Raw genomic sequence first — 22790 nt, forward strand, 5'->3', positions numbered from 1 at the left:
CACGGCCGTTCCCGATCACCGCGCATTCGTGTGAGAATCAAGTATGTGCGTTTCCTGAACGAGACATTTCCGTCATATGACCTGACCTACGACGACGTCTTCATGGTCCCGAGCCGCTCCAACGTCGGCTCGCGGCTCGAGGTGGACCTGGCCACGCCCGACGGCACCGGCACCACCATCCCGATCGTCGTCGCCAACATGACCGCCGTCGCGGGCCGCCGGATGGCCGAGACGGTCGCCCGGCGCGGCGGCCTCGCCGTCATCCCGCAGGACATCCCGCTCGACGTGGTCACCGAGGTCATCGGCTGGGTCAAGCGGCGGCACCTGGTACACGACACCGCCATCACCCTCGGCCCGTCCGCGACCGTCGCGGAGGCCCTCTCCCTGCTGCACAAGCGCGCCCACGGCGCGGTCGTGGTGGTGGACGGGCGCCGCCCGGTCGGCGTCGTCACCGAGCACGACCTGGTGGGGGTGGACCGCTTCACCCAGCTCGCGCAGGTCATGTCCAGGGAACTGCTCCTGCTGGACGCCGAGGTGGACCCCCGCGACGCGTTCAACCGCATGGACGAGGCCAACCGCAAGCTCGCCCCCGCCGTGGACGACGAGGGCAACCTCGTGGGCATCCTCACCCGCAAGGGCGCCCTGCGCGCCACCCTGTACACCCCCGCCACCGACACCCACGGCAGGCTGCGCGTCGCCGCCGCCGTCGGCATCAACGGCGACGTGGCGGGCAAGGCCAAGGCGCTGCTCGACGCGGGGGTGGACACCCTGGTCGTGGACACCGCGCACGGCCACCAGGAGCGCATGATCGAGGTGCTGCGCGCGGTGCGGGCGCTGGACCCGCGGGTGCCGGTCGTGGCGGGCAACGTCGTCTCCGCGCAGGGCGTGCGCGACCTGGTGGAGGCCGGCGCCGACATCGTCAAGGTCGGCGTCGGACCAGGCGCGATGTGCACCACCCGGATGATGACGGGCGTCGGCCGCCCCCAGTTCTCCGCCGTCCTGGAGTGCGCCGCCGAGGCCCGCAGGCTGGGCCGCCACGTGTGGGCGGACGGCGGCGTGCGGCACCCCAGGGACGTGGCGATGGCGCTGGCCGCGGGCGCGTCCAACGTCATGATCGGCTCCTGGTTCGCCGGCACCTACGAGTCCCCCGGCGACCTCCAGCAGGACGCGGGCGGCCGCATGTACAAGGAGAGCTTCGGCATGGCCTCCGCCCGCGCGGTGCGCAACCGCACCAGCGAGGAGTCCGCGTACGACCGCGCCCGCAAGAGTTTGTTCGAGGAGGGCATCTCCACCTCCCGGATGTTCCTCGACCCGGCCCGGCCCGGCGTGGAGGACCTGATCGACTCCGTGGTGGCGGGCCTGCGCAGCTCCTGCACCTACGCCGGGGCCGCCAGCCTGGAGGAGTTCCACGACCGGGCCGTCGTCGGCGTGCAGAGCGCCGCGGGCTACGCGGAGGGCAAGCCGCTGCACGCGAGCTGGACCTGACCCGCGCCGGCGGCTACCGCGCCGGGGCGGGCTCCTCCGCCTCGGCCAGCCGCCGCAGCGCCTCCTCCACCAAGGCGCGGTCCGCGGGCAGCAGCGGCAGGCGCACGCCCGGGTCCGGGATCCGGCCCCGGGCGTGCAGCACGCCCTTGAGCACGGTCGGGTTCGGCCCGGCGAACACGGCGGCGGACAGGCGGGCCAGGCGGTGCCCCAGGGCGCGGGCCCGCGCCACCTCGCCATCCCGCCACGCCGCGGCCAGCTCGGCGAAGCGGCCGGTGGCCAGGTGCGCCGAGGCCAGGATCCCGCCCGCGGCGCCCAGCGCGAGCAGCGGGGAGGCGAACACGTCGTCCCCGGCGAACACCGGGAAGCCTGGCGGCAGGTCGCCGAGCAGCTCCACCGCCTCCTGGTCCACCCCGCCCGCCGCGTACTTCAGCCCGGCGACGCCGGGGACGCGCACCAGCGCCCGCAGCGCGGCGGCGCCGAGCGGGCGGGCGGTGCGGTACGGGACGTGGTAGGCGACCAGCGGGACGGGGCTGCCCGCGGCCAGGTGGGCGAAGTGGGCCAGGACGCCGTCCTCGGAGGGGCGGACGAACGACGGCACGGCCACCAGCGCCGCCGTCACCTCGGGCCCGTGCGCGAGAGCGGCCAGGGCCCGCGCGGCGCCGCGGGTGTCGCCACCGCCCGAGCCGACGACCAGCGCCGCGCCGCGCTCCCGGCACACGCGGGCGCACACCTCGACGACCGCGCGCCGCTCGTCGTCGTCCAGCGAGGCGGGCTCCCCGGTGGTGCCGAGCGCGACGATCCCGGCGGCGCCCCCGTCCAGCACCTCGCGCGCCAGGCCCTCCAGGGCCCCGAGGGCGAGGCTCCCGTCGGCGGCGAACGGCGTGACCAGGGGAACGAGGACGCCCCGGGGGAGCGCCGGGCGGCCGGTCGCCGACGGCCGCGCCCCGGGCCGCGGCGTCGCGGGCCGCGGCGTCTCGTACCGCCGGGTCTCGTGCTGCCGGGCCTCGGGCTCCCGTGTCCCGGGTTGCCGGGTCTCGCCCTGCCGGGTCTCGCCCTGCCGGGCCTTGGCCTGTCGTGTCATGGCCTGTCGTGTCATGGCCAGGAGCCTGGCACCGCCGTTCGGTACAGGTCCAGTTCACATTTGTGCGGTGAAGCGTAAGCTGAGCTGATGCTCGATGTCCGGCGCCTGCGCCTGCTGCGGGAGCTCGCCCTGCGCGGCACCATCGCCGCGGTGGCGGACGCCCTCGCGTTCACCCCGTCGGCGGTCTCCCAGCAACTGAGCACGCTGGAACGCGAGGCGGGCCTGCCGCTGCTGGAGCGGACCGGCCGGCGGGTGACGCTCACCCCCGCCGGGCGCGACCTGGTCCGGCACACCGAGGCGGTGCTCGCCCACCTGGAGCGGGCCTCCGCCGAGCTGGCCGCGGCCCGCCGGGGCCTGTCCGGGCCGCTGCGCCTGGGCACCTTCCCCACCGCCGCGCGGACCGTCGTCCTGGCCGCGGTCACCGACCTGACCAGCCGCCACCCCGCCCTCGAGCCCATGGTCAGCGAACTCGACACGGCCGACGTGGCCCACGCGCTGCGCGCGGGCGAACTGGACGTGGCCCTCGTCCACGACTACGACTTCGTGCCCGTCCCCGCCGAGCCCGGCGTGGCCACCGAGCCGCTGTTCCGCGAACACCTGTACCTGGCCACCCCGGACCCGGCCCGCCCGCCGGTCACCCCGGCGCCGAGGGCCGCCGCGTCCGGCCGCGAGGTCGCCCCCGCCGAGCCCGGCACGGCCGTCGAGGACTGGCGCGACGCCCCCTGGATCAGCGCCACCCCCGGCACCCTCTGCCACACCATGACGCTCCGGGCCTGCGAGGCCGCCGGGTTCACCCCGCGCCTGCGGCACCGGGTCAACGACTTCCCCACGGTGCTCGCGCTGGTGGCGGCCGGGCAGGGCGTGGCCCTGGTCCCGCAGCTCGCCGCCCCCGCCTCCCCGCCGGAGGCCCCGCGGCCGTCGTGGCCCGGGGTGACGCTGACCCCGCTGGCCGCGCACCGGCGCACTTCGATCGCGTTCCGCGCCGGAGCCGCCGCCCACCCCGCGGTCGCCGCGGTCGCCGCCGCCCTGCGCCGCGCCGTCCCCCCGGCCCTGGCCACGGCACCGCCGGACCCCGGGGAGACCGGACGACCGGACCCGCCCGGGGACGCGGGCCCGGCGCGCCCCGGCCCGTGATCTACTGCGCGTGGGCCGGTGACGGGCACACGAGCGGGTGAGGAGCGGCGGACCGTGCGACTGGACGACCTGGACGAGCGCATCGTGCACGCCCTGGCGCGGGACGCCCGGCGCTCCTACGCGGACATCGGCGCCGAGGTCGGCCTGTCCGCGCCCGCCGTCAAGCGCCGGGTGGACCGGCTGCTCGCGGCGGGTGCGATCACCGGTTTCACCGTGCGCGTCGATCCGGCCGCGCTCGGCTGGTCCACGGAGGCGCTGGTGGAGCTGTACTGCCGCAAGCGCACCTCGCCCGACGACATCCGGCGCGCGCTCGCCCCGTACCCCGAGGTCGCCTCCGCGTCCACCGTCACCGGCGACGCGGACGCGGTTGTGCAGGTGTTCGCCTCCGATGTGCGGCACTTCGAGCGGGTCCTGGAGCGGATCAACGGCGAGCCGTTCGTGGAGCGCACCCGGTCCGTCCTGGTCCTGTCCCCGCTGCTGCGCCGCTACTCCTCCGGCGCGCCGGAGTGAGCCGCCGCGTCCCCGCCCCGGGAGGCAGCGCGCCCGCACGCAACGATCAGCCGTTCCGGGCCGGAAACACGCAACGAATCGCGCGTTGACGCGCAACATCCGTGCCTTGTGGCCATGGGTGGGCTTTTCGTACCGTCGAGTGCGGCACGCGCCCCGACGGTCACCGGCGGTGCCCCGCACCCGCACCACCGCCGGAAAGGCCCTCATGACGCCGCCCCTCCCGTCGCCCCTGCGCGTCGCGCTCTACCAGGGACCCGAGCAGGCCCGGCCGGGCCCCGGCGTCAAGGAGCGGACGCTGGAGCTGCTCGACGCCACGGCGCGGCGGGCGGCAGCCCTCGGGGCGCGGCTGCTGGTGTGCCCCGAGATGTTCCTCACCGGCTACCTCATCGGGGACGACACCGCCCGCCTGGCCGAGCCCGCGGACGGGCCGAGCGCGGCCCGCGCCGCGCGGATCGCCGCCGCGCACGGCGTGGCGCTGGTCTACGGCTACCCGGAGCGGGACGCCGAGGGACGGGTGTTCAACGCCGTGCAGGTCCTCGGCCCGGACGGGGCGCGGCTCGCCGGGTACCGCAAGACCCACCTGTACGGCGACCACGACCGCGCGCACTTCGCCCCCGGGGACCGGGCCGTGGTCCAGGCCCGGCTCGACGGCGTCACGCTCGGCTTCCTCGTCTGCTACGACCTGGAGTTCCCGGAGAACGCCCGCGCCCACGCCGTGCACGGCACCGACCTGCTGGTCGTCCCCACCGGGCTGATGCGCCCGTACGAGATCGTGCCCCGTCTGCTGGTGCCCGCCCGTGCCTTCGAGAACCAGTTGTACGTGGCCTACGTCAACCGCTGCGGCGCCGAGTCCGGCACCGAGTACGCCGGCCTGAGCTGCCTGGCCGGGCCCGACGGCGCCACCAGGGCGGGCGCGGGCACGGGGGAGGAGCTGCTGGTCGCGGACGTGGACCCGGCCCTGCTCGCGGCCTCCCGCGCCGCCAACCCCTACCTGGCCGACCGCCGCCCCGAGCTGTACGGCCCGCCCCCGGCCGCCCTCGCGCGCTGACCCGCACCACCCCGTACCCTCGCAAGGAGAACCACCCGATGACGTCCACGGTCCCCACGGCCGTCCACGACGAAGCCGAAGCAGCGGCCCAGCCGCCTCTGACCATGTTCGGACCGGACTTCCCCTTCGCGTACGACGACTACCTGGCCCACCCTGCCGGGCTCGGCTCCGTGCCGCCCACCGTCCACGGCACCGAGGTCGCCGTCATCGGCGGCGGCCTGTCCGGCATCGTCACCGCGTACGAGCTGATGAAGCTGGGCCTGAGGCCGGTGGTGTACGAGGCCGACCGGATCGGCGGGCGGCTGCGCACCGCGCGCTTCGACGGCTGCGACCCGGAGCTGACCGCCGAGATGGGCGCGATGCGCTTCCCGCCGTCGTCCACCGCCCTGTTCCACTACATCGACAAGGTGCGCCTCGAGACCGCCCCGTTCCCCAACCCGCTGTCCCCGGCCACCCCGAGCACCGTGGTCGACCTCAAGGGCGAGACCCACTACGCCCGCACCCTGGAGGACCTGCCCGAGGTGTACCAGCGGGTCAGCGACGCCTGGCACGCCACCCTGGAGAGCGGCGCCCACTTCGCCGAGATGCAGCGCGCCATCCGCGAGCGCGACACCGCCACCATCCGCGCCCTGTGGTCCGAACTCGTCGAGCGGTACGACAACCAGACGTTCTATGGCTTCCTGTGCGCCTCGGAGGCGTTCTCCTCCTTCCGGATGCGGGAGATCTTCGGGCAGGTCGGCTTCGGCACCGGCGGCTGGGACACCGACTTCCCCAACTCCATCCTGGAGATCCTGCGCGTGGTGTACACCGGCGCCGACGACGACCACCGCCTGATCGTCGGCGGCAGCCAGCAGTTGCCGCTGCGGCTGTGGGAGCGCACTCCGGACAAGGCCGTCCACTGGCCGAGCGGCACCTCGCTGTCCTCCCTGCACGGCGGCGCGCCCCGCCCCGCCGTCACCCGGCTGCACCGCACCGCGGGCAACCGGATCACGGTCACCGACGCCTCGGGCGACGTGCGCACCTACCGCGCCGCGGTGTTCACCGCGCAGAGCTGGATGCTGCTCAGCAAGATCGAGTGCGACGAGTCGCTGTTCCCGATCGACCACTGGACCGCGGTCGAGCGCACCCACTACATGGAGTCGTCCAAGCTGTTCGTGCCGGTCGACCGCCCGTTCTGGAAGGACGTCGACCCCGAGACGGGCCGGGAGGTGATGAGCATGACGCTCACCGACCGGATGACCCGCGGCACCTACCTGCTGGACGACGGGCCCGACCGGCCCGCAGTGATGTGCCTGTCGTACACCTGGTGCGACGACTCCTCCAAGTGGCTGGCGCTCACCCCCGGCGAGCGGCTGGAGGTGATGCTGAACTCGCTGCGGGAGATCTACCCGAAGGTGGACGTCAGGCGGCACATCATCGGCAACCCCGTGACCGTCTCCTGGGAGGCGGAGCCGTACTTCATGGGCGCGTTCAAGGCGAACCTGCCCGGCCACTACCGCTACCAGCGGCGCCTGTTCACCCACTTCGTGCAGGACCGGCTGCCCGCCGACCGGCGCGGCCTGTTCCTCGCCGGCGACGACATCTCCTGGACGGCGGGCTGGGCCGAGGGCGCGGTCCAGACGGCCCTGAACGCGGTGTGGGGCGTCATGCACCACCTCGGCGGCGCCACCGACCCGGCCAACCCCGGGCCCGGTGACGTGTACGACGAGATCGCCCCGGTGGAGATGCCGGACGACTGACGGGCGGCGGCGGTATCCGGGTGCGGGAGATCCTCACCGTGGCGGGCCGCTCCGACAACCGCTTCCCGCGGCAGCGCCCCTTCACCGTCCGACGGGGGCTACCGGTCCGCGTCCCGCCGTGCCGCGCCGACGTCGCGCAGCGGCGTCAGCAGGAACCGGCCGACCAGGCCGACGCTCTCGTCCAGGCGGCGGGCCAGCTCGCGCTGCGCCTCGGGCAGCCCGCGCAGCCGCCACAGCACCTCGGCCATCGCCCAGGCCGCCTCCCTGGCCCGCTCCAGGCTCCAGGAGCCGACCAGGTGGGTCAGCGGATCGGCGACGTCCAGCGGGTCGGGGCCCGGCATCAGGTCCTCGCGGACCCGCTCCTCCATCTCCACCAGCACGTCGCCCACGCGCTGGAAGTCGTCCTCCATGCGCCCCGGCGCCACCCGGCGCGCCCGGCAGGTGGCGACCACGGCGAGCGCCAGGTCGTGCCCGATGTGGGCGTTGATCCCGGCCAGGGCGAACTGGGGCGGCAGCACCCCGGGGTGGTGCCGGGACTGGAACAGCGGCCGCCAGCAGGCCGCCGCCCGCCCGCCGTCCCGGTCGGCGGCCACCGCGTCCAGGTACCGCCCGGCGAACCGCACGTCGAGCTCGGCGGCCAGCGGCGGGTCGGCGAACCAGCCGGAGCGCAGCCGCCGCCCGATCTCCTCGGTGACCGACAGGTACACGCGGTTGAACACCGCGACCCCGTCCCGGGGCGGCAGCTCCCGCTCCAGCGCGCGCATCCTGCCGATCACCGCGTCCACGGAGGCGGCCTCCATCAGCGTCATGCCGCCCCACCCTGGCACCGGCACCCGCCCACCGGGATCCCCCGAAGGAGGGAACGGGCCCGCCGGACGGGCACCCCCGCGCCGCCCCCTGGGGCCGTCTGGGGCCGTCCGCTTGACCATGACACCGTGTGAGGCCCTTGGCTCGGAGGCGTCATGTTCACCATCGGAGACTTCGCCCGCTACGGACGCGTGTCCGTGCGGATGCTGCGCCACTACGACGCGATCGGCCTGCTGCGCCCCGCCCGCACCGACCCGGCCAGCGGCTACCGCTTCTACGAGGCGGCGCAGTTGACCAGGCTCAACCGGGTCATCGCCCTGAAGGACCTCGGCTTCACCCTCGAACAGGTGCGCACGATCCTGGACGAGCGGGTGGACGCCGCCGAACTGCGCGGCATGCTGCGGCTGCGCGAGGCGGAGCTCGAGGCCGCGGCGGAGGCCGCGGCCCGGCGGCTGGCGCAGGTGCGGGCCAGGCTCCGGACCATCGAGAGCGAGGGACGCATGCCGGACGACGACGTGGTGACCAAGCCCCTGCCCGCGGTCAGGACCGCCGAGCTGACCGCGGTCGCCGCGAGCTACGCGCCCGAGGACATCGGGCCGGTGATCGTCCCGCTGTACCGGGAGCTGTACCGGAAGCTGGAGCGGGCGGGCGTGACCCCCGCCGGGCCGGGCATCGCCACCTACGAGGACGCGCCGGAGGGGAACGGCGGCGTCGTGGTGCACGCCGGGGTGACGGTCGCGGTGGAGCCGGGGGAGGGCCTGGGCTTCGCGGTCGTGGACCTCCCGCCGGTCGAGGCCGCCGCCACCGCCGTGCACCGCGGGCCGATGGACCGGGTGCTGGCCACCGAGCAGCTCCTGGCCCGCTGGATCGAGGCGGCGGGCCACCGCCCGGCCGGGTACGCGCGCGAGGTGTACCTGGAGTGCCCGCCGGACCGGGAGCTGTGGGTGACGGAGCTCCAGCAGCCGCTCGACCCGGGCTGACACCCGGCCCGGCGCCCGGGGCCGCCCGCGCCGGCACCGGGCGCCGGGAAAGCCGGAAAAGCTGGAAAAGGGGTGCGGCGGGAGGCCGCCCGCCGCCCTCCCGCCGCACCGGTCGTGCCCCGCGGCCGCCGCTCAGGCCGCGGGCGCCTGCCCCTGAGCCCGGCTGGGCTCCCCGGCCGGGGAGCCCGTCGCCACCGGGGTTCCCGCCGCCCGCGGCCGCAGCACTCCGGCCGCGAGCATCAGCACCGCGGTGAACGTCGTGACGAGCCCGAAGGAGATCCGCAGCGAGGTCAGGTCCGCGACCGCCCCGAACGCGGCCGGGGCGATCAGGCCCGTGGCGTAGGTGATGGTGGCCACGCCCGCGATGGCCTGGGCGGGCGCGGGACCGCTCGCCCCGGCCGCGGCGAAGGCCAGCGGCACCACCACGGCGATGCCCACGCCCAGCAGGGCGAACCCCGCGATGGCCAGGGCGGGGCTGGTCGCGACGACCACCAGCAGCCCGCCCGCCGCGGCCAGGGCGCCGCTGACCCGCACGGTGCGCACCGGTCCGTGGCGCCGCACCACCGCGTCGCCGACCAGCCGGGCGGCGGCCATGGTGCAGGCGAACGCCGTGTAGCTGGCGGCGGCGACGCTGGGGGAGGCGCCGGTGACGTCCTTGAGGTACACGCCGGACCAGTCCATGCTGGCCCCCTCCGCGAAGATCGCGCACATGCCGACCGCGCCGATGGCCAGCGCCGACCTGGGCGGCAGCGCGAACCGGGGCGGCGCCTCCTCGTCCGGCGCGGGCCGCACGTCCAGCAGCCGGGTGCTCGCCCACAGCCCGGTGGCGGCGAGCACGGCGGCGGCGACCGCGAGGTGGCCCCTGGCGTCGGTGCCGGTGTGCGCGGTGAGCACGCCGACGGAGGAGCCGAGCAGCGCCCCGACGCTCCACATGCCGTGCATCCCGGACATCACCGAGCGGCCGAGCCGCCGCTCCACGTCCACCGCCTGGCCGTTCATGGCCACGTCCGCCATCCCCGCGGTGGCGCCGAACAGCAGCAGGGCCGCGCACAGCGCGGGCAGTCCGGGGGCCAGCGCGGGCAGGGCGAGCACGGCCGCGTAGGCTGCGATCAGCCAGCGCACGGCGGCGCGTCCGCCGACGCGGTGGACCACCCGCCCGGCCAGCGGCATGGCCAGCGAGGCGCCGATGGCGGGGAACGACAGGGCGAGCCCGAGCGTGCCGGGGCTGAGGTCCAGGTGGTCGCGCAGCCACGGGATCCGGGTGACGAAGTTGCCGCTCACGCAGCCGTGGACGGTGAAGACGGCGGCGACGGCGATCCGCGCCGCGCGGACACGGTCGGCCACCGGGCCCGGGGCGGGCTCTGCTTCGATCAGCATGGCCAAGAAACTATCAGGAAGGCTGCCTGATAGAAAACGGGATTTCCGCGGCCCCCATTTCATGATTCATACGGCCCCGGCGGCCCCATATGAGCCGTCTGCGAGGATGCAGGCCATGACCACCGCGCGCACGGCCTCGCCGCGAACGGCACGCGCCATCAACGACCGCCTCGCCCTGGAGCTCCTCGCCGCCCGCGGCCCGCTGACCGCGAACGAGCTCAAAGCGGCCACGGGCCTGTCCCGCCCCACCGTCGCCGACCTGGTCGAACGCCTCCAGGAGCGCGGCCTGGTCCGCATAGTCGGCGAGGCCGACGTACGGCGCCGCGGCCCCAACGCCCGGCTGTACGGGCTCGCCGCCGACCGCGCCCACATCGCCGCCGTCGATGTGCGCACCCACGGTCTGGCCTGCGCCGTGATCGACCTGTCCGGCCGCGAGCTGGCCCACGCCGAGGTGCCCGTCGACCCCGGCCTGCCCGCCGCCGACGCCGTGGCCCGCGCCGTCGCCGCCCTGGACCTGGCGCTGCGCGACAGCGGCGCCCGCGCCCCGCACACCGTCGCCGTGGGCGCCCCCGGCCTGGTGGACCCCGCCACCGGGGAGCTCAGCCCCACCGGCGCGCTGCCCAACTGGCACGGCGCGTTCGTCGCCGCGCTGCGCGAACGGCTCGGCGCCCACCTGCTGCTGGAGAACGAGGTGAACCTCGCCGCCGTCGCCGAACTGCGCGCCGGCGCCGCCCGCGACCTGGACACCTTCGCCCTGATGTGGCTGGACGAGGGCGTGGGCGCGGCCGTGGTGCTCGACGGCAGGCTGCGCCGCGGGGCGTCCGGCGGCACCGGCGAGATCGGGTTCCTGCCGGTGCCCGGCACCTCGGGGCTGCCCTCGGCCACCGCGTGCGACGGCGGGTTCCACGCCCTGGCCGGGGGCGCCGCCGTGCGGGCGCTGGCCGCCCGGCACGGAATTGACGCACCGTCGGCGGGGCAGGCGGTGCGCGCGGGGCTGAGCGCCGGGAGCGAGGCGTTCCTCGGCGAGCTCGCCGGGCGCCTCGCGCTCGGCGCCGCCGCGCTGGCCGCCGTCCTCGACCCCGGGTGCGTACTGCTCGGCGGCGAGGTGGGCAGGTCCGGGGGAGCGGAGCTGGCCGCCCGGGTGGAGCGGCGCCTGGCGACGATGTCGCCCCTGCGCACCGAGGTCCGCGCCGCCGCGGTGGAGGGCAGCCCCGTGCTGCGCGGCGGGGTGCTCACCGCGCTGGAGACGGCGCGGGCGGAGCTGTTCACCACCGACTGACGGCCCCTCCGGGCGGCGGGCCCCGGCGTCCGCGCGCGCGTACGCCGGGCCGCAAGCGCCTCTGCCCAGCCCCGGCGGAACCGGGCCTGAGCAGGGGCAGGACCCGAGCGGAACACCGCTGGAGTGATCCACCCCACAGGGGGTCGCCCTCTCCCGGCCACGGCCCGGCATGGCACACTGGACGCGTATCAGTGACGTTCGCGCACTCCGGGGTCGGTGAAACTCCGAACCGGCGGTTACAGTCCGCGACCCGGCCGCAGCCAGCGGCCGGTTGACCAGGTGAAATTCCTGGACCGACGGTCAAAGTCCGGATGGGAGGCAGTGCGCGGCGGGCGTGCACCGGTACGCCGCCACGTCGGCGGCTCCACGAGCCGGGTACCGCGAAGGTGCCCGGGGCTCAGCGGAGCCCGCCTTCCCGTGGCGTCGCGTCCCGTTGTCTCCATCGCCCGCGTCTCTCCCGTACCCCGGAGTCCGCGCCAAGCGAAGGCGGCAGGAGGACTCCGGTGGGGCAGCTCGACGAAGCCGACGCCATGCGCCGGGCCATCCGGCTCGCCGCCCGCGGGCTCGGCGCCACCAGCCCGAACCCCGTGGTCGGCTGCGTCGTGCTCGACGCCGAGGGCCGGGTCGCGGGGGAGGGCTGGCACCGGCGCGCCGGCGGCCCCCACGCCGAGATCCACGCCCTGCGGGAGGCCGGCGCACGGGCCCGCGGCGGCACCGCCGTCGTCACCCTCGAACCGTGCAACCACACCGGCCGCACCGGCCCCTGCGCGCAGGCGCTGATCGAAGCGGGCGTCGCCCGTGTCGTCCACGCCGTCGCCGACCCCACCCCCCAGGCCACCGGCGGCGCCGCCACGCTCGCCGCCGCCGGGATCGACGTCGCCCGCGGGCTGCTCGCCGACGAGGCCGCCGCGGGCAACGAGGCGTGGCTGACCGCGGTGCGCCTGGGCCGCCCGTTCGTGCTGTGGAAGTACGCCGCCACCCTGGACGGCCGCATCGCCGCCGCCGACGGCAGCAGCCGCTGGATCACCGGGCCCGACGCCCGCGCGGACGTGCACCGGCTGCGCTCCGAGGCCGACGCCGTCGTCGTCGGCTCGGGCACCGCCCGCACCGACGACCCGCACCTGGCCTACCGCGGCGTGGACCGCCCCGGCGTCCCCCAGCCGCTGCGCGTCGTCGTCGACACCCGCGCGGTCACCAAGCCCGGCGCCCGGGTCCTGGACGATGCCGCCCCCACCGTCGTCTGCGTCGCCGAGGACGCCGACGCCTCCCACCTGCCCGCCGGGGGCCCCGGCCGGGTGGAGGTGCTGCGGCTGCCCCTGGCCGCGAGCGGGGTGGGCCTCGACCTGTCCGCCCTGCTCACCGCGCTGCACCGGCGCGGCGTGCGGTCGGTGCTGCTGGAGGGCGGGCCCACCCTGGCGGGCGCCTTCCTCGCCGCGGGCCACGTCGACAAGATCGTCGGCTACCTCGCCCCCGCCCTGCTGGGCGCGGGGCCCACCGCGGTCAACGGCGCGGGAATCACGACGATCTCCCGCGCGTTGCGGCTCGACGTCGCCGAGGCCACCAGGATCGGCGGCGACCTGCGGATCACGGCCTACCCCAGGCCGCGCCCCGCGCCCCCCACCCGCACCGCCACCACCCGCATCCCGACCGAGGAGAGTTGAGTGTTCACCGGAATCGTGGAAGAACTGGGCGAGGTCGTCGCGGTGGAGGAACTGGGCGACTCGTCCCGGTTCCGGCTGCGCGGCCCCAAGGTCACCCAGGGCGCCCGGCACGGCGACTCCATCGCCGTCAACGGGGTGTGCCTGACCGTGGTCGAAACCGGCGGCGGCGAGTTCACCGCCGACGTGATGGCCGAGACGCTGGCGCGCTCCAGCCTCGGCGCGCTGCGCCCCGGCTCCCGGGTCAACCTGGAGCGGCCCATGGAACTCGGCGGGCGGCTGGGCGGCCACCTGGTGCAGGGCCACGTGGACGGCACCGGCGAGATCGTCGAACGCGTCCCCGGCGAGCGCTGGGAGATCGTGAAGATCTCGCTGCCCGCCCACCTGTCGCGGTACGTGGTGGAGAAGGGCTCCATCACCGTGGACGGCATCAGCCTCACCGTGGTGGACGCCGCGGCGGACCACTTCACCGTCAGCCTGATCCCCACCACGCTCCAGCTCACCACCCTCGGCGTGAAGCAGCCCGGCGACCCGGTGAACCTCGAGGTGGACGTGATCGCCAAGTACGTCGAGCGGCTGCTCGACGGGCGGGCCGCGCTCACCGCGGACGCGGAGGTCACCGGATGAGCGCCCTCGACCACCTCAACGACACCGCCTTCACCGTCTTCGACCAGCGCGTGATCTGGTCCGACATGGCCGGCAACCTGCTGGGCCTGGCCGCTCTCGCGCTCGGCTGGCGCCGGTCGCTGTGGACCTGGCCCACGCAGTTGGCGTCCGGCCTGATCCTCATCACGGCCTACGCCTCCGCCCAGCTCAGCGGCGGCGTCGGCAAGCAGCTACTGGTGATCACCGTCGCCCTGTGGGGCTGGACGCAGTGGCACCGCGGCATGCGCGGCGGCGGCGCGGTCGCCGTCCGCTTCGCCACCTGGACCGAGCGCGCCTGGCTGGTGGGCGGCACCGCGGCCGGCACCCTCGCCGTCGGCTGGCTGTTCACCGCCCACCCGGACCTGTCCTGGAACCCCTGGCCGGACGCCTACATCTTCGTCGGCACCCTCGCCGCGATGGTCGCCCAGGCCCGCGGCCTGGTGGAGTTCTGGTTCGCCTGGCTCGCCGTGGACCTCGTCGGCGTCCCGCTCGCCTTCACCAGCGGCCTCGCTTTCTCCGGCCTCGTCTACGGCGTCTACTTCGTCCTCGTGCTGCTGGGCCTGCGCGCCTGGTGGCGGCGTTCGAGCGCGGAAGACCACGCACATCGGCAGCCCGTCCTGGAAGGAGCGGCAGCATGAGCGCCACCACAGCGTTGCAGGACCCCGCGGAGTGGACCGCGCACGACCCGGGCCTCGACCCGATCGAGCGGGCCATCGCCGACATCGCCGCCGGGCGGCCGGTCGTGGTCGTCGACGACGCCGACCGGGAGAACGAGGGCGACCTCGTCTTCGCCGCCGAGCACGCCACCCCCGAGCTCATCGCGTTCATGATGACCGAGTGCCGCGGCCTGATCTGCGTGCCCATGACCGGCGAGGACCTGGACCGGCTCAAGCTGGAGCAGATGGTCCAGGACAACACCGAGAGCATGCGCACCGCCTTCACCGTCTCGGTGGACCTCAAGCACGGCACCACCACCGGCATCTCCGCCGCCGACCGGGCCGCCACCGTGCTCGGGCTCGCCGACCCGCACACCGTGCCCGGCGACTTCGTCCGCCCCGGCCACGTCTTCCCGCTGCGCGCCCGCGACGGCGGGGTGCTGGAGCGGGACGGCCACACCGAGGCGGGCATCGACCTGGCCCGGCTCGCCGGGCTGCGGCCCGCCGCGGTGATCTGCGAGATCGCCAACGAGGACGGCACCATGGCGCGCATGCCGCAGTTGGTGCCGTTCGCCCGCAAGCACGGCCTGGCCATCGTCTCCATCGCCGACCTGATCGACTACCGCCGCCGCGCCGAGCCCACCGTGCGCCGCGAGGCCGAGACCAGGCTGCCCACCGCGCACGGCGCCTTCCGCGCCTTCGGCTACCGCAGCACCACCGACGGGGTGGAGCACATCGCCCTGGTCGCGGGCGACCTCGACCCGGACGGGCGGCTCACCGACGGCGAGGACGTGCTGGTGCGCGTCCACTCCGAATGCCTCACCGGCGACGTGTTCGGCTCCCAGCGCTGCGACTGCGGCCCCCAACTGCGGGCCTCCCTGGAGCGGATCGCCGCCGAGGGCCGGGGCGTGGTGCTGTACCTGCGCGGGCACGAGGGCCGCGGCATCGGGCTGCTGCACAAGCTGCGCGCCTACCAGCTCCAGGAGATCGGCCGCGACACCCTGGACGCCAACCTCGAACTCGGCCTGCCCGCCGACGCCCGGGACTACGGCGCGGGCGCGCAGATGCTCATCGACCTCGGCGTGCGCTCCGTGCGCCTGCTGACCAACAACCCCGACAAGTCCTCCGCGCTGACCCGGCACGGGCTGACGGTCCTGGGCCGCGAGCCGCTGCCGGTCCCGCCGGGCGAGCACAACCTGCGGTACCTGATGACCAAGCGGGACCGCATGGGCCACGACCTGCCGTGGCTCGGCGACCCGGCCTGACCCCGGGACCCCGGTCCGGGCGCCCCGCCGCCCGGACCACCCTCCCCGTCCGACCCATCCGATGTGACTGCGACCGACCAGGAGAGACGTGAGCGGCAAAGGCGCACCCGAACTGACCGTGCGGAACTGCCAGGACCTGCGCGTGGCGGTGATCGCCGCCCAGTGGCACGAGAAGGTCATGGACGGCCTGGTGGACGGCTCGCTGCGCGCGCTGCGCGAGCTGGGCATCAACGAGCCCACCCTGCTGCGCGTCCCCGGCAGCTTCGAGCTGCCCGTCGTCGCCAAGGTGCTGGCGGGTCGCGGCTACGACGCCGTGGTGGCCCTCGGCGTCGTCATCCGCGGCGGCACCCCGCACTTCGACTACGTGTGCCAGGGCGTCACCGTCGGGCTGACCCAGGTCAGCGTGGACACCGGCGTGCCCGTCGGCTTCGGGGTGCTCACCTGCGACACCGAGGAGCAGGCGCTGGACCGCGCCGGGCTGCCCGGCTCGGCCGAGGACAAGGGCCACGAGGCGGCCACCGCGGCCGTCGCCACCGCGGCGACGCTGCGCTCGGTGTCCGAACCGTGGCGCTGACCGCGGGGCGGGGGGCGGGACCCGGTAGGTTGTAGGGCACCATGGCGAAGACATTCGAGGAGCTGTTCACCGAGCTCCAGCACAAGGCCGCCACCGGCGACCCCGCCTCCTCCCGCACCGCCGAACTGGTCGCGGCGGGCGTGCACACCATCGGCAAGAAGGTGGTGGAGGAGGCGGCCGAGGTGTGGATGGCCGCCGAGCACGAGGGCGCCGACCGCACCGCGGAGGAGATCTCCCAGTTGCTGTACCACCTCCAGGTGATGATGGTCGCCCGGGGCATCGCGCTGGAGGACGTCTACGCTCATCTGTAGCCGCCCGCGGCCCGCCCCGGGCCGCACGGCACCCCGCCCTCGCCACCGGCACCCACCACGCACCACCACCACGAGAGGGAACCGACCGACATGCTGCGCATCGCTCTGCCCAACAAGGGTTCTCTGTCCGAGCCCGCCTCGGCGATGCTCCATGAGGCCGGCTACCGCCAGCGCAAGGACTCCCGCGAGCTGGTGCTGGTGGACCCGGAGAACGGCGTCGAGTTCTTCTTCCTGCGGCCGCGGGACATCGCCGTGTACGTCGGCTCCGGCCGGCTCGACGTCGGCATCACCGGCCGCGACCTGCTGCTGGACTCCGGGGCGTCCGCCGAGGAGATCATGCAGCTCGGCTTCGCCCGCTCCACGTTCCGCTACGCCACCCGGCCGGGCACCGCGACGCACGTCGGCGAGTTCGGCGGGATGACGGTGGCCACCTCCTTCCCCGGCGTGGTCGCCAAGCACCTGGCGGACAACGGCGTGGACGCCTCCGTGGTGCGGCTGGACGGCGCCGTGGAGACCGCGATCCAGCTCGGTGTCGCCGAGATCATCGCGGACGTGGTGGAGACCGGCACCACGCTGCGCAACGCCGGCCTGGAGATCATCGGCGAGCCGATCCTGGAGTCCGAGGCCATCGTGATCCGGCGCGTCGGCGCCGACCCGGAGACCCCGGGCGTGCGGCAGTTCCTGCGCCGGATGCAGGGCGTCCTGGTGGCCAGGCGCTACGTGATGATGGACTACGACATCCGCGCCGAGCACGTGGACAAGGCCGTCGCGCTCACCCCGGGCCTGGAGTCCCCGACCGTCTCCCCGCTGCACAACGAGGGCTGGGTGGCGGTGCGGGCCATGGTGCCGCGCGGCGAGGCGCAGCGGATCATGGACGACCTGTGGGAGGTCGGCGCGCGGGCGATCCTCGTCACCGACATCCACGCCTGCCGCCTGTAGCCGAGCGGCCCGCGGCGCCGCCCTGCGCCGCCGCGGGCGTCTCCCACGCCCCCACCGACCACCCCTCGTCCCCGGCGTCCGAGCGATGAACAGCGACAAGAAGGCGTCCCCCGTGCCAGCCCCCGCCCCGGCCGACCCCCAGCGGCTCCCGGACCTGCCCGTCACCTTCCGGCCCGGGCGCACCCGCGCCGTGCTGCTCGGCATCGGCGCCGTGCTGCTCGTCGTGTTCACGGTGATCGCCGTCGCCCTGCCGGGCGGCTCGGGGCCCGGCGCGTGGAACCTCGCCGACCGGCTCACCTTCGTCGGCAGCGGACTGCTGATCTTCGCGGTGCTGCTGGTGCTGTCCCGGCCCAAGGTGGTCGCGGACGAGGACGGGGTCACCGTGGTCAACCTCACGGTACGGCGCCGCCTGGCCTGGGCCGAGGTGCTCCGGGTGAACCTGCGGCCCGGTGACCCGTGGGTGTACCTGGACCTGGCGGACGGCACCACCATGGCGGCCATGGGCATCCAGCCGGGCGTGGGCCGGGCGCAGGCCATCCGGGACGCGCGGACCCTGCGCGCCCTCGCCGAGGCCCGCGGCACGGGGGCCGAGGACCGCCCCGGCACGCCCTGACACCGCGCGGCGGCCCCGTCTACCCTTGAACCACTGGCGCCCCCGGCGCCCGGAACGCACCGGGAGACCGACGGGCACGACCGGCCGTACGACCCGAGGAGTGACACTCTCCGGCGATGGATCCATCGTCCTGTAGTACCCGCGCCACCTCGACCGCCCCGTCCCGGTGCGGGGAGGTGGCGGCATGACCGTTCCGTTGCTCCTGCTCGCCGCGGCCATGGTGCTGATCCTGGCGAACGGCTTCTTCGTGGCCACCGAGTTCGGCCTGGTCGCGGTGGACCGGACGGCCGTCGAGCGGGCCGCGGCCGAGGGGGACCGCAGGGCGCACAGCGTGCTGCGGGCGCTGCGCAAGCTGTCGTTCCAGCTCTCCGGCACCCAGCTCGGCATCACCATCACCTCCCTGGTCGTCGGCATGCTGGCCGAGCCCGCCCTGGCGGTGCTGCTGGACGGGCCGCTGACCGCGGCGGGTGTGCCCGGTCCCGCCGTGCACGGCACCGCCGTGGTCGTCGGGATGCTGATGGCGAGCGCCGTGCAGATGGTGATCGGGGAGCTGGTCCCGAAGAACTGGGCCATCTCCCAGCCGATGCGGGTGGCCCGCTTCGTCGCCGGACCGCAGCGGGCGTTCTCCGCCGTGTTCAAACCGGTGATCACCTTCCTGAACGCGTCGGCGAACCGCCTGGTGCGGGCGCTGGGCATCGAGCCCGCCGAGGAGCTGGCGTCCGCCCGCACCCCCGCCGAGCTGGTGTCCCTGGCCCGGCACTCGGCCCGCGCCGGGGCGCTGGAGGAGGACACCGCCGACCTGTTCGTGCGCACCATGAGCCTGGCGGAGCTGACCGCCCAGTCGGTGATGACGCCGCGGGTGCGGGTCTGCGCCATGGAGGACACCGCCACCGCCGCCGACGTCGTCAACCTCACCCGCGCCACCGGCCTGTCCCGCTTCCCCGTCTACCGGGAGCGCCTGGACGAGATCGTCGGCGTGGTCTACCTCAAGGACGCGCTCGCCGTCCCCGCCCCCGAGCGGGACCGCACCGCCGTCGGCGCCGTCGCCGTCGCCCCGCTGCTGGTCCCGGAGACCCTGCCCGTGCAGGCGCTGCTCGAGCGGCTGCGGCACGAGCAGCCGGTGGCCGTGGTCGTGGACGAGTACGGCGGCACCGCCGGAGTGGTCACCCTGGAGGACATCGTCGAGGAGCTGGTCGGCGAGGTGCGCGACGAGCACGACGCGGTGGCCCTGCCCGAGCTGGCCCCCGCGCCCGCCGAGCAGGGCAGGCCCGCCTGGGACGCCGACGGAAGCTGCCGCGTGGACCTGCTGGAGCGGATCGGCCTGCACGCCCCGCCGGGACCGTACGAGACCGTGGCCGGCCTGGTCGCCGACCTGCTCGGCCGCATCCCCGAGCAGGGCGACACCGTGACCCTGCCCGGGTGGCGGCTGCGGGTGCGGCTGGTCGGGCACCACAGGGCCGAGCGGGTGCGCCTGGTCCGCGCCGGCGACGGCGAGGCGGCGCGCGGCGCCGCGAGCACGGGGGAGGCCGCGCGATGACCGTGCTGCAACTGCTGTTCGCCGTGCTGCTGCTGCTCGGCAACGCCTTCTTCGTCGGCGCCGAGTTCGCGCTCGTCTCCGTGCGCCGCAGCCAGATCGAGCCGCTGGCCGCCCACCACCGCAGGGCCCGCACCGTCATCCACGGCATCGAGCACCTGTCGATGATGCTGGCCGCGGCCCAGTTCGGCATCACCGTGTGCTCCCTGGCGCTGGGCGCCGTCGCCGAGCCCACCGTCGAGCGGCTGCTCGAAGGGCCGTTCCACACGCTCGGCGTGCCCGGCCACCTCAGCCACCTGCTGTCCTACCTGATCGCCCTGTCCGCCGTGGTGTTCCTGCACCTGGTCGTCGGCGAGATGGTGCCCAAGAACATCGCCATGGCCAAGACCGAGAAGGCCGCGCTGTGGCTCGGCCCCGCCCTGGTGGGCTTCACCCGGGCGCTGCGCCCCCTCATCGCCTTCTTCAACGCCTGCGCCAACGGCATGCTGCGGCTGCTGCGCGTCGAGCCCAAGGACGAGGTGGAGTCGGCGTTCACCAGCGAGGAGCTCACCCATCTGGTGGAGGACTCCCGGCAGGCCGGGCTGCTCGGACCCGCCGAGAAGGAGCGCCTGGAGGACGCGCTGGAGCTCGGCAGCCGCCCGGTCACCGACGTGCTGCTCAAGCACGAGGCGGTGGTGACGGTGGACCCGTCGGTGACCCCGCGCGAGGTGGAGGACCTGACGGTGCGCACCGGGTACTCCCGCTTCCCGGTCACCGCCCCCGGCGGGGCCTTCCACGGCTACCTGCACGTCAAGGACGTCCTCGACCTGGACGAGCAGGACCGGCCGGTGCCGCGCCGCATATGGCGGCCCATGGCCGGGCTCGCCGCCGACCTGCCCCTGGACGACGCGCTCACCACGATGCGCAGGGCCGCCTCCCACCTGGCGGCGGTCGAGGACGCCGAGGGTCGGGTGCTCGGCGTGGTCGCGCTGGAGGACGTGCTGGAGATGCTGGTCGGCGAGGTCCGCGACCCGGCCCACCGCAGGCCCGCGCCCCGCGCCCCGCACGCGGCCCGCGCCCCCTACACGGTGGGGCGGCGCGGCAGGTAGGCCGTGCGCGCCGGGTGGGCCGTGCGGGCCCGGTGGCGGCCGCGGCGGCCGGTCAGTCCACCGGGGGCTCGTCCTCGCGGCCGCGCAGGTCCCGGCCCGAGAGCACCTCGCCGTAGGCCTGCATCAGGTCGGGCAGGCGCAGCGTGGCCAGGTCCTCCCGGGTCGGCACCCCGCTCATGCCGGAGAGGCGCAGGTCGCGGTAGGCGCAGCTCTTCTCGTACAGGGTGCGGATGAAGCGGCCGTTGCCGAGCTCGTCGATCCACCACTGGTCCACCACGTACCCGCTGATGCTGCGCAGCTCCTCCAGCGCCTCCTCGTCCCAGGAGTCGCCGTTCTCCTCCGCCAGCACCTGCCCTATGCGGGTCAGCTCCTGCGGCCGGTAGCTGGGGAAGTCCACCCGGGTGGTGAACCGCGAGTTCAGGCCGGGGTTCGCCGCGAGCAGCCGGTCCATGCCCTCCGGGTAGCCGGCCAGGATCACCACCAGCCGGTCCCGGTTGTCCTCGGCGCGCTTGAGCAGCACCTGGAGTGCCTCGTCGCCGTACGCGTCGCCCTTGCTGTAGCCGGTGTTCGCCAGGCTGTACGCCTCGTCCACGAACAGCACCCCGCCGAGCGCCGAGTCGATCAGCTCGTTGGCCTTCACCGCGGTCTGGCCCAGGTACTCGCCCACCAGGTCGGCGCGCTGCGCCTCCACCAGGTGCTCACCTTCGAGCAGGCCGAGGGCGTAGAAGACCCGGCCCAATATGCGCGCCACCGTGGTCTTGCCGGTGCCGGACGGGCCGGAGAAGACGAAGTGGCGCTTGGGCGGCTGCACCGGCAGGCCCTGCCCCGATCTGAGCCTGGCCATGCGCAACTGCGCGGACAGCGCCCGCACCTGCCGCTTGACCGGCTCCAGGCCCACCATGCGCTCCAGCTCGGCCAGGGCCCGCGACAGCAGGACGGGGTCGGGGGCGGCGGTGCCCGCGCCGCGCGGCGCCATCGGCGCCACCGGCAGCACGGCCTTCTCCCGCCGCCCGTCCGCGCCGCCGGCCGGCGGCTGCCGCTCGGCGAACGGGCCGCGGGTGTCCACCGTGGGGCCGCCCATGGCGTCGCCGAGCTGCCCGGCTCCGGTCAGCGGCACCGGCGCGAGGTCGGCGGCCTCGTCGAGCCCCTCGCCCGCGGTGATCGCCGCGAGCCTGGCGGCGGTGTCCATGAACGTGGGGTCCACCCGGTGCACGGCCCGGTACAGCGGCAGCGCCGCGGCGCTGCGCCCCTGCCCCTCGCGGGCCCGCGCCAGCCAGTACCGCAGCTCCTTGCGCTGCGGCTGCTCGGAGCGGCAGCGCATCAGCGCGGTGGCCAGCAGCGGCTCGGCCTGCGCGCACAGCTCCAGGCGGACCCGGGCCATGCCGCCGAACAGGCCCGCCTCGATGCCGAGGAGCGGGTCCTCGAGCAGGGGCTCGGTGTGCCGGATGAGCTGCTCCCAGTCCTTGACCAGGTAGGCGCGGCAGGCGTGGAGGAACCGCACCTTGGGGTCGTCCTCGACGTGGGGGCACTGGGCGAGCGCCGCCTCCAGCTCGTCCACGTGACGGCCGTCCAGCCAGTGCGAGGCGTGCGCCAGCAGCAGGTCCTGGTGGGTCTCCAGCACCGGCTGCACCCACCAGCCCAGCCAGTACCAGGAGCTGAGCGTGCGCCCGTGCAGCTCGCGCTGCTCGCCGAAGCGGTCGCGGTGCCGGTACATCTGGAGCAGGGCGGTCGCGGTGTCGGCACGCAGGGCGTGCAGCCCGAGCCAGGCGTCCGCCATCCCCGCATCGAGGCGCACCGCGGTCCGGAACTCCTCCTCGGCCTCCGGGTAGGCGCCCACCGTGTAGGCGTCCACCGCGCGCAGCCATGCCAGGTCGGCGGGGGTGCCCAAACGGTTGGCACTGATGTCCATCAGGTCCCCCACACGTGATCCCCCGCGCCCGCCAGAGCCGGCTCCACCGCGCCCCGGGCCCGAACGAAGAGCGCGTCCACACCATCGGCCGGACGCACTTCCTGGCATGGTACCGGCGGCGGCCCCGGCCGGAAGAGCGCCCGGCGCGGCATCTTGCC

At 75.2% G+C, this 22790-nt stretch carries 21 protein-coding genes and 1 riboswitch; of the genes, 17 read left to right on the forward strand and 4 right to left on the reverse strand.

The window, feature by feature from the left end:
* Positions 1-45 precede the first annotated feature (45 nt).
* Positions 46-1485: a GuaB1 family IMP dehydrogenase-related protein gene (locus ACYVO2_RS09565; RefSeq protein ID WP_461007209.1), complete on the forward strand. Its 1440-nt coding sequence runs from the start codon at positions 46-48 to the stop codon at positions 1483-1485.
* A 13-nt stretch (positions 1486-1498) separates the two neighbouring features.
* Here the strand turns inward: ACYVO2_RS09565 and ACYVO2_RS09570 are convergent, their stop codons facing one another.
* Positions 1499-2581 carry a dihydrodipicolinate synthase family protein gene (locus ACYVO2_RS09570; protein ID WP_461007210.1) on the reverse strand — a complete coding sequence of 361 codons (1083 nt, stop codon included), beginning with the start codon at positions 2579-2581 and terminating at the stop codon, positions 1499-1501.
* A gap of 72 nt (positions 2582-2653) precedes the next feature.
* Between ACYVO2_RS09570 and ACYVO2_RS09575 the strand changes: the two genes are divergently transcribed.
* The 4 genes from ACYVO2_RS09575 to ACYVO2_RS09590 all read left to right on the forward strand — a co-directional run bounded on the left by ACYVO2_RS09575 (position 2654) and on the right by ACYVO2_RS09590 (position 6997).
* Positions 2654-3700: a LysR substrate-binding domain-containing protein gene (locus tag ACYVO2_RS09575; RefSeq protein ID WP_461007211.1), complete on the forward strand. Its 1047-nt coding sequence runs from the start codon at positions 2654-2656 to the stop codon at positions 3698-3700.
* Positions 3701-3754: 54 nt separating this feature from the next.
* A complete protein-coding gene (locus tag ACYVO2_RS09580) occupies positions 3755-4210 on the forward strand; it encodes an Lrp/AsnC family transcriptional regulator (RefSeq protein ID WP_461007212.1) in 456 nt (151 codons plus the stop codon).
* Between the two features lie 205 nt (positions 4211-4415).
* Positions 4416-5258, forward strand: a complete 843-nt coding sequence (locus ACYVO2_RS09585; RefSeq protein WP_461007213.1) for a carbon-nitrogen hydrolase family protein — start codon at positions 4416-4418, stop codon at positions 5256-5258.
* A gap of 38 nt (positions 5259-5296) precedes the next feature.
* Positions 5297-6997: a flavin monoamine oxidase family protein gene (locus ACYVO2_RS09590; protein WP_461007214.1), complete on the forward strand. Its 1701-nt coding sequence runs from the start codon at positions 5297-5299 to the stop codon at positions 6995-6997.
* Positions 6998-7095: 98 nt separating this feature from the next.
* On the opposite strand, the gene ACYVO2_RS09595 is transcribed toward ACYVO2_RS09590, so the two are convergent.
* Positions 7096-7806 (reverse strand): DUF5995 family protein, encoded by a 711-nt coding sequence (locus tag ACYVO2_RS09595; protein WP_461007215.1) that lies wholly within the window; start codon positions 7804-7806, stop codon positions 7096-7098.
* Positions 7807-7959: 153 nt separating this feature from the next.
* Between ACYVO2_RS09595 and ACYVO2_RS09600 the strand changes: the two genes are divergently transcribed.
* Positions 7960-8784 (forward strand): MerR family transcriptional regulator, encoded by an 825-nt coding sequence (locus tag ACYVO2_RS09600; protein ID WP_461007216.1) that lies wholly within the window; start codon positions 7960-7962, stop codon positions 8782-8784.
* Positions 8785-8916: 132 nt separating this feature from the next.
* Here ACYVO2_RS09600 and ACYVO2_RS09605 read toward each other — a convergent pair whose 3' ends face one another.
* On the reverse strand, positions 8917-10161 hold the full coding sequence (locus ACYVO2_RS09605; RefSeq protein ID WP_461007217.1) for an MFS transporter: 1245 nt from the start codon (positions 10159-10161) through the stop codon (positions 8917-8919).
* A 115-nt stretch (positions 10162-10276) separates the two neighbouring features.
* Here ACYVO2_RS09605 and ACYVO2_RS09610 point away from each other — a divergent pair, with 115 nt between their 5' ends.
* From ACYVO2_RS09610 to ACYVO2_RS09660, 11 genes are all read left to right on the forward strand, one after another.
* The gene (locus tag ACYVO2_RS09610) at positions 10277-11440 is read left to right on the forward strand and encodes an ROK family transcriptional regulator (RefSeq protein ID WP_461007218.1); all 1164 of its coding nucleotides are present in this window, start codon (positions 10277-10279) and stop codon (positions 11438-11440) included.
* 198 nt (positions 11441-11638) lie between these two features.
* Positions 11639-11769, forward strand: a riboswitch (FMN riboswitch).
* 201 nt (positions 11770-11970) lie between these two features.
* Entirely contained in the window at positions 11971-13101 is a 1131-nt protein-coding gene (ribD, locus tag ACYVO2_RS09615; RefSeq protein ID WP_461007258.1) for a bifunctional diaminohydroxyphosphoribosylaminopyrimidine deaminase/5-amino-6-(5-phosphoribosylamino)uracil reductase RibD, read from the forward strand.
* On the forward strand, positions 13102-13725 hold the full coding sequence (locus ACYVO2_RS09620) for a riboflavin synthase (RefSeq protein ID WP_461007219.1): 624 nt from the start codon (positions 13102-13104) through the stop codon (positions 13723-13725). It begins immediately after the preceding gene.
* Positions 13722-14381, forward strand: coding sequence for a nicotinamide mononucleotide transporter family protein (locus tag ACYVO2_RS09625; protein ID WP_461007220.1), 660 nt, complete (start codon positions 13722-13724; stop codon positions 14379-14381). The genes ACYVO2_RS09620 and ACYVO2_RS09625 overlap by 4 nt, the downstream gene beginning before the upstream one ends.
* Positions 14378-15664 carry a bifunctional 3,4-dihydroxy-2-butanone-4-phosphate synthase/GTP cyclohydrolase II gene (locus tag ACYVO2_RS09630; protein WP_461007221.1) on the forward strand — a complete coding sequence of 429 codons (1287 nt, stop codon included), beginning with the start codon at positions 14378-14380 and terminating at the stop codon, positions 15662-15664. Before ACYVO2_RS09625 ends, ACYVO2_RS09630 begins: the two co-directional genes overlap by 4 nt.
* An 88-nt stretch (positions 15665-15752) precedes the next feature.
* Positions 15753-16238: a 6,7-dimethyl-8-ribityllumazine synthase gene (ribH, locus tag ACYVO2_RS09635; RefSeq protein ID WP_461007222.1), complete on the forward strand. Its 486-nt coding sequence runs from the start codon at positions 15753-15755 to the stop codon at positions 16236-16238.
* A 41-nt stretch (positions 16239-16279) separates the two neighbouring features.
* The gene (locus tag ACYVO2_RS09640; protein WP_461007223.1) at positions 16280-16549 is read left to right on the forward strand and encodes a phosphoribosyl-ATP diphosphatase; all 270 of its coding nucleotides are present in this window, start codon (positions 16280-16282) and stop codon (positions 16547-16549) included.
* 90 nt (positions 16550-16639) lie between these two features.
* On the forward strand, positions 16640-17488 hold the full coding sequence (gene hisG / locus ACYVO2_RS09645; protein ID WP_461007224.1) for an ATP phosphoribosyltransferase: 849 nt from the start codon (positions 16640-16642) through the stop codon (positions 17486-17488).
* A gap of 85 nt (positions 17489-17573) precedes the next feature.
* On the forward strand, positions 17574-18101 hold the full coding sequence (locus tag ACYVO2_RS09650) for a PH domain-containing protein (RefSeq protein ID WP_461007225.1): 528 nt from the start codon (positions 17574-17576) through the stop codon (positions 18099-18101).
* Between the two features lie 184 nt (positions 18102-18285).
* Entirely contained in the window at positions 18286-19638 is a 1353-nt protein-coding gene (locus tag ACYVO2_RS09655; RefSeq protein WP_461007226.1) for a hemolysin family protein, read from the forward strand.
* A complete protein-coding gene (locus ACYVO2_RS09660) occupies positions 19635-20723 on the forward strand; it encodes a hemolysin family protein (protein ID WP_461007227.1) in 1089 nt (362 codons plus the stop codon). Before ACYVO2_RS09655 ends, ACYVO2_RS09660 begins: the two co-directional genes overlap by 4 nt.
* Positions 20724-20775: 52 nt before the next feature.
* Here ACYVO2_RS09660 and ACYVO2_RS09665 read toward each other — a convergent pair whose 3' ends face one another.
* Positions 20776-22632, reverse strand: a complete 1857-nt coding sequence (locus ACYVO2_RS09665) for an AAA family ATPase (protein ID WP_461007228.1) — start codon at positions 22630-22632, stop codon at positions 20776-20778.
* Positions 22633-22790: the final 158 nt, after the last annotated feature.

It is taken from the genome of Streptomyces capparidis, from assembly GCF_054782095.1.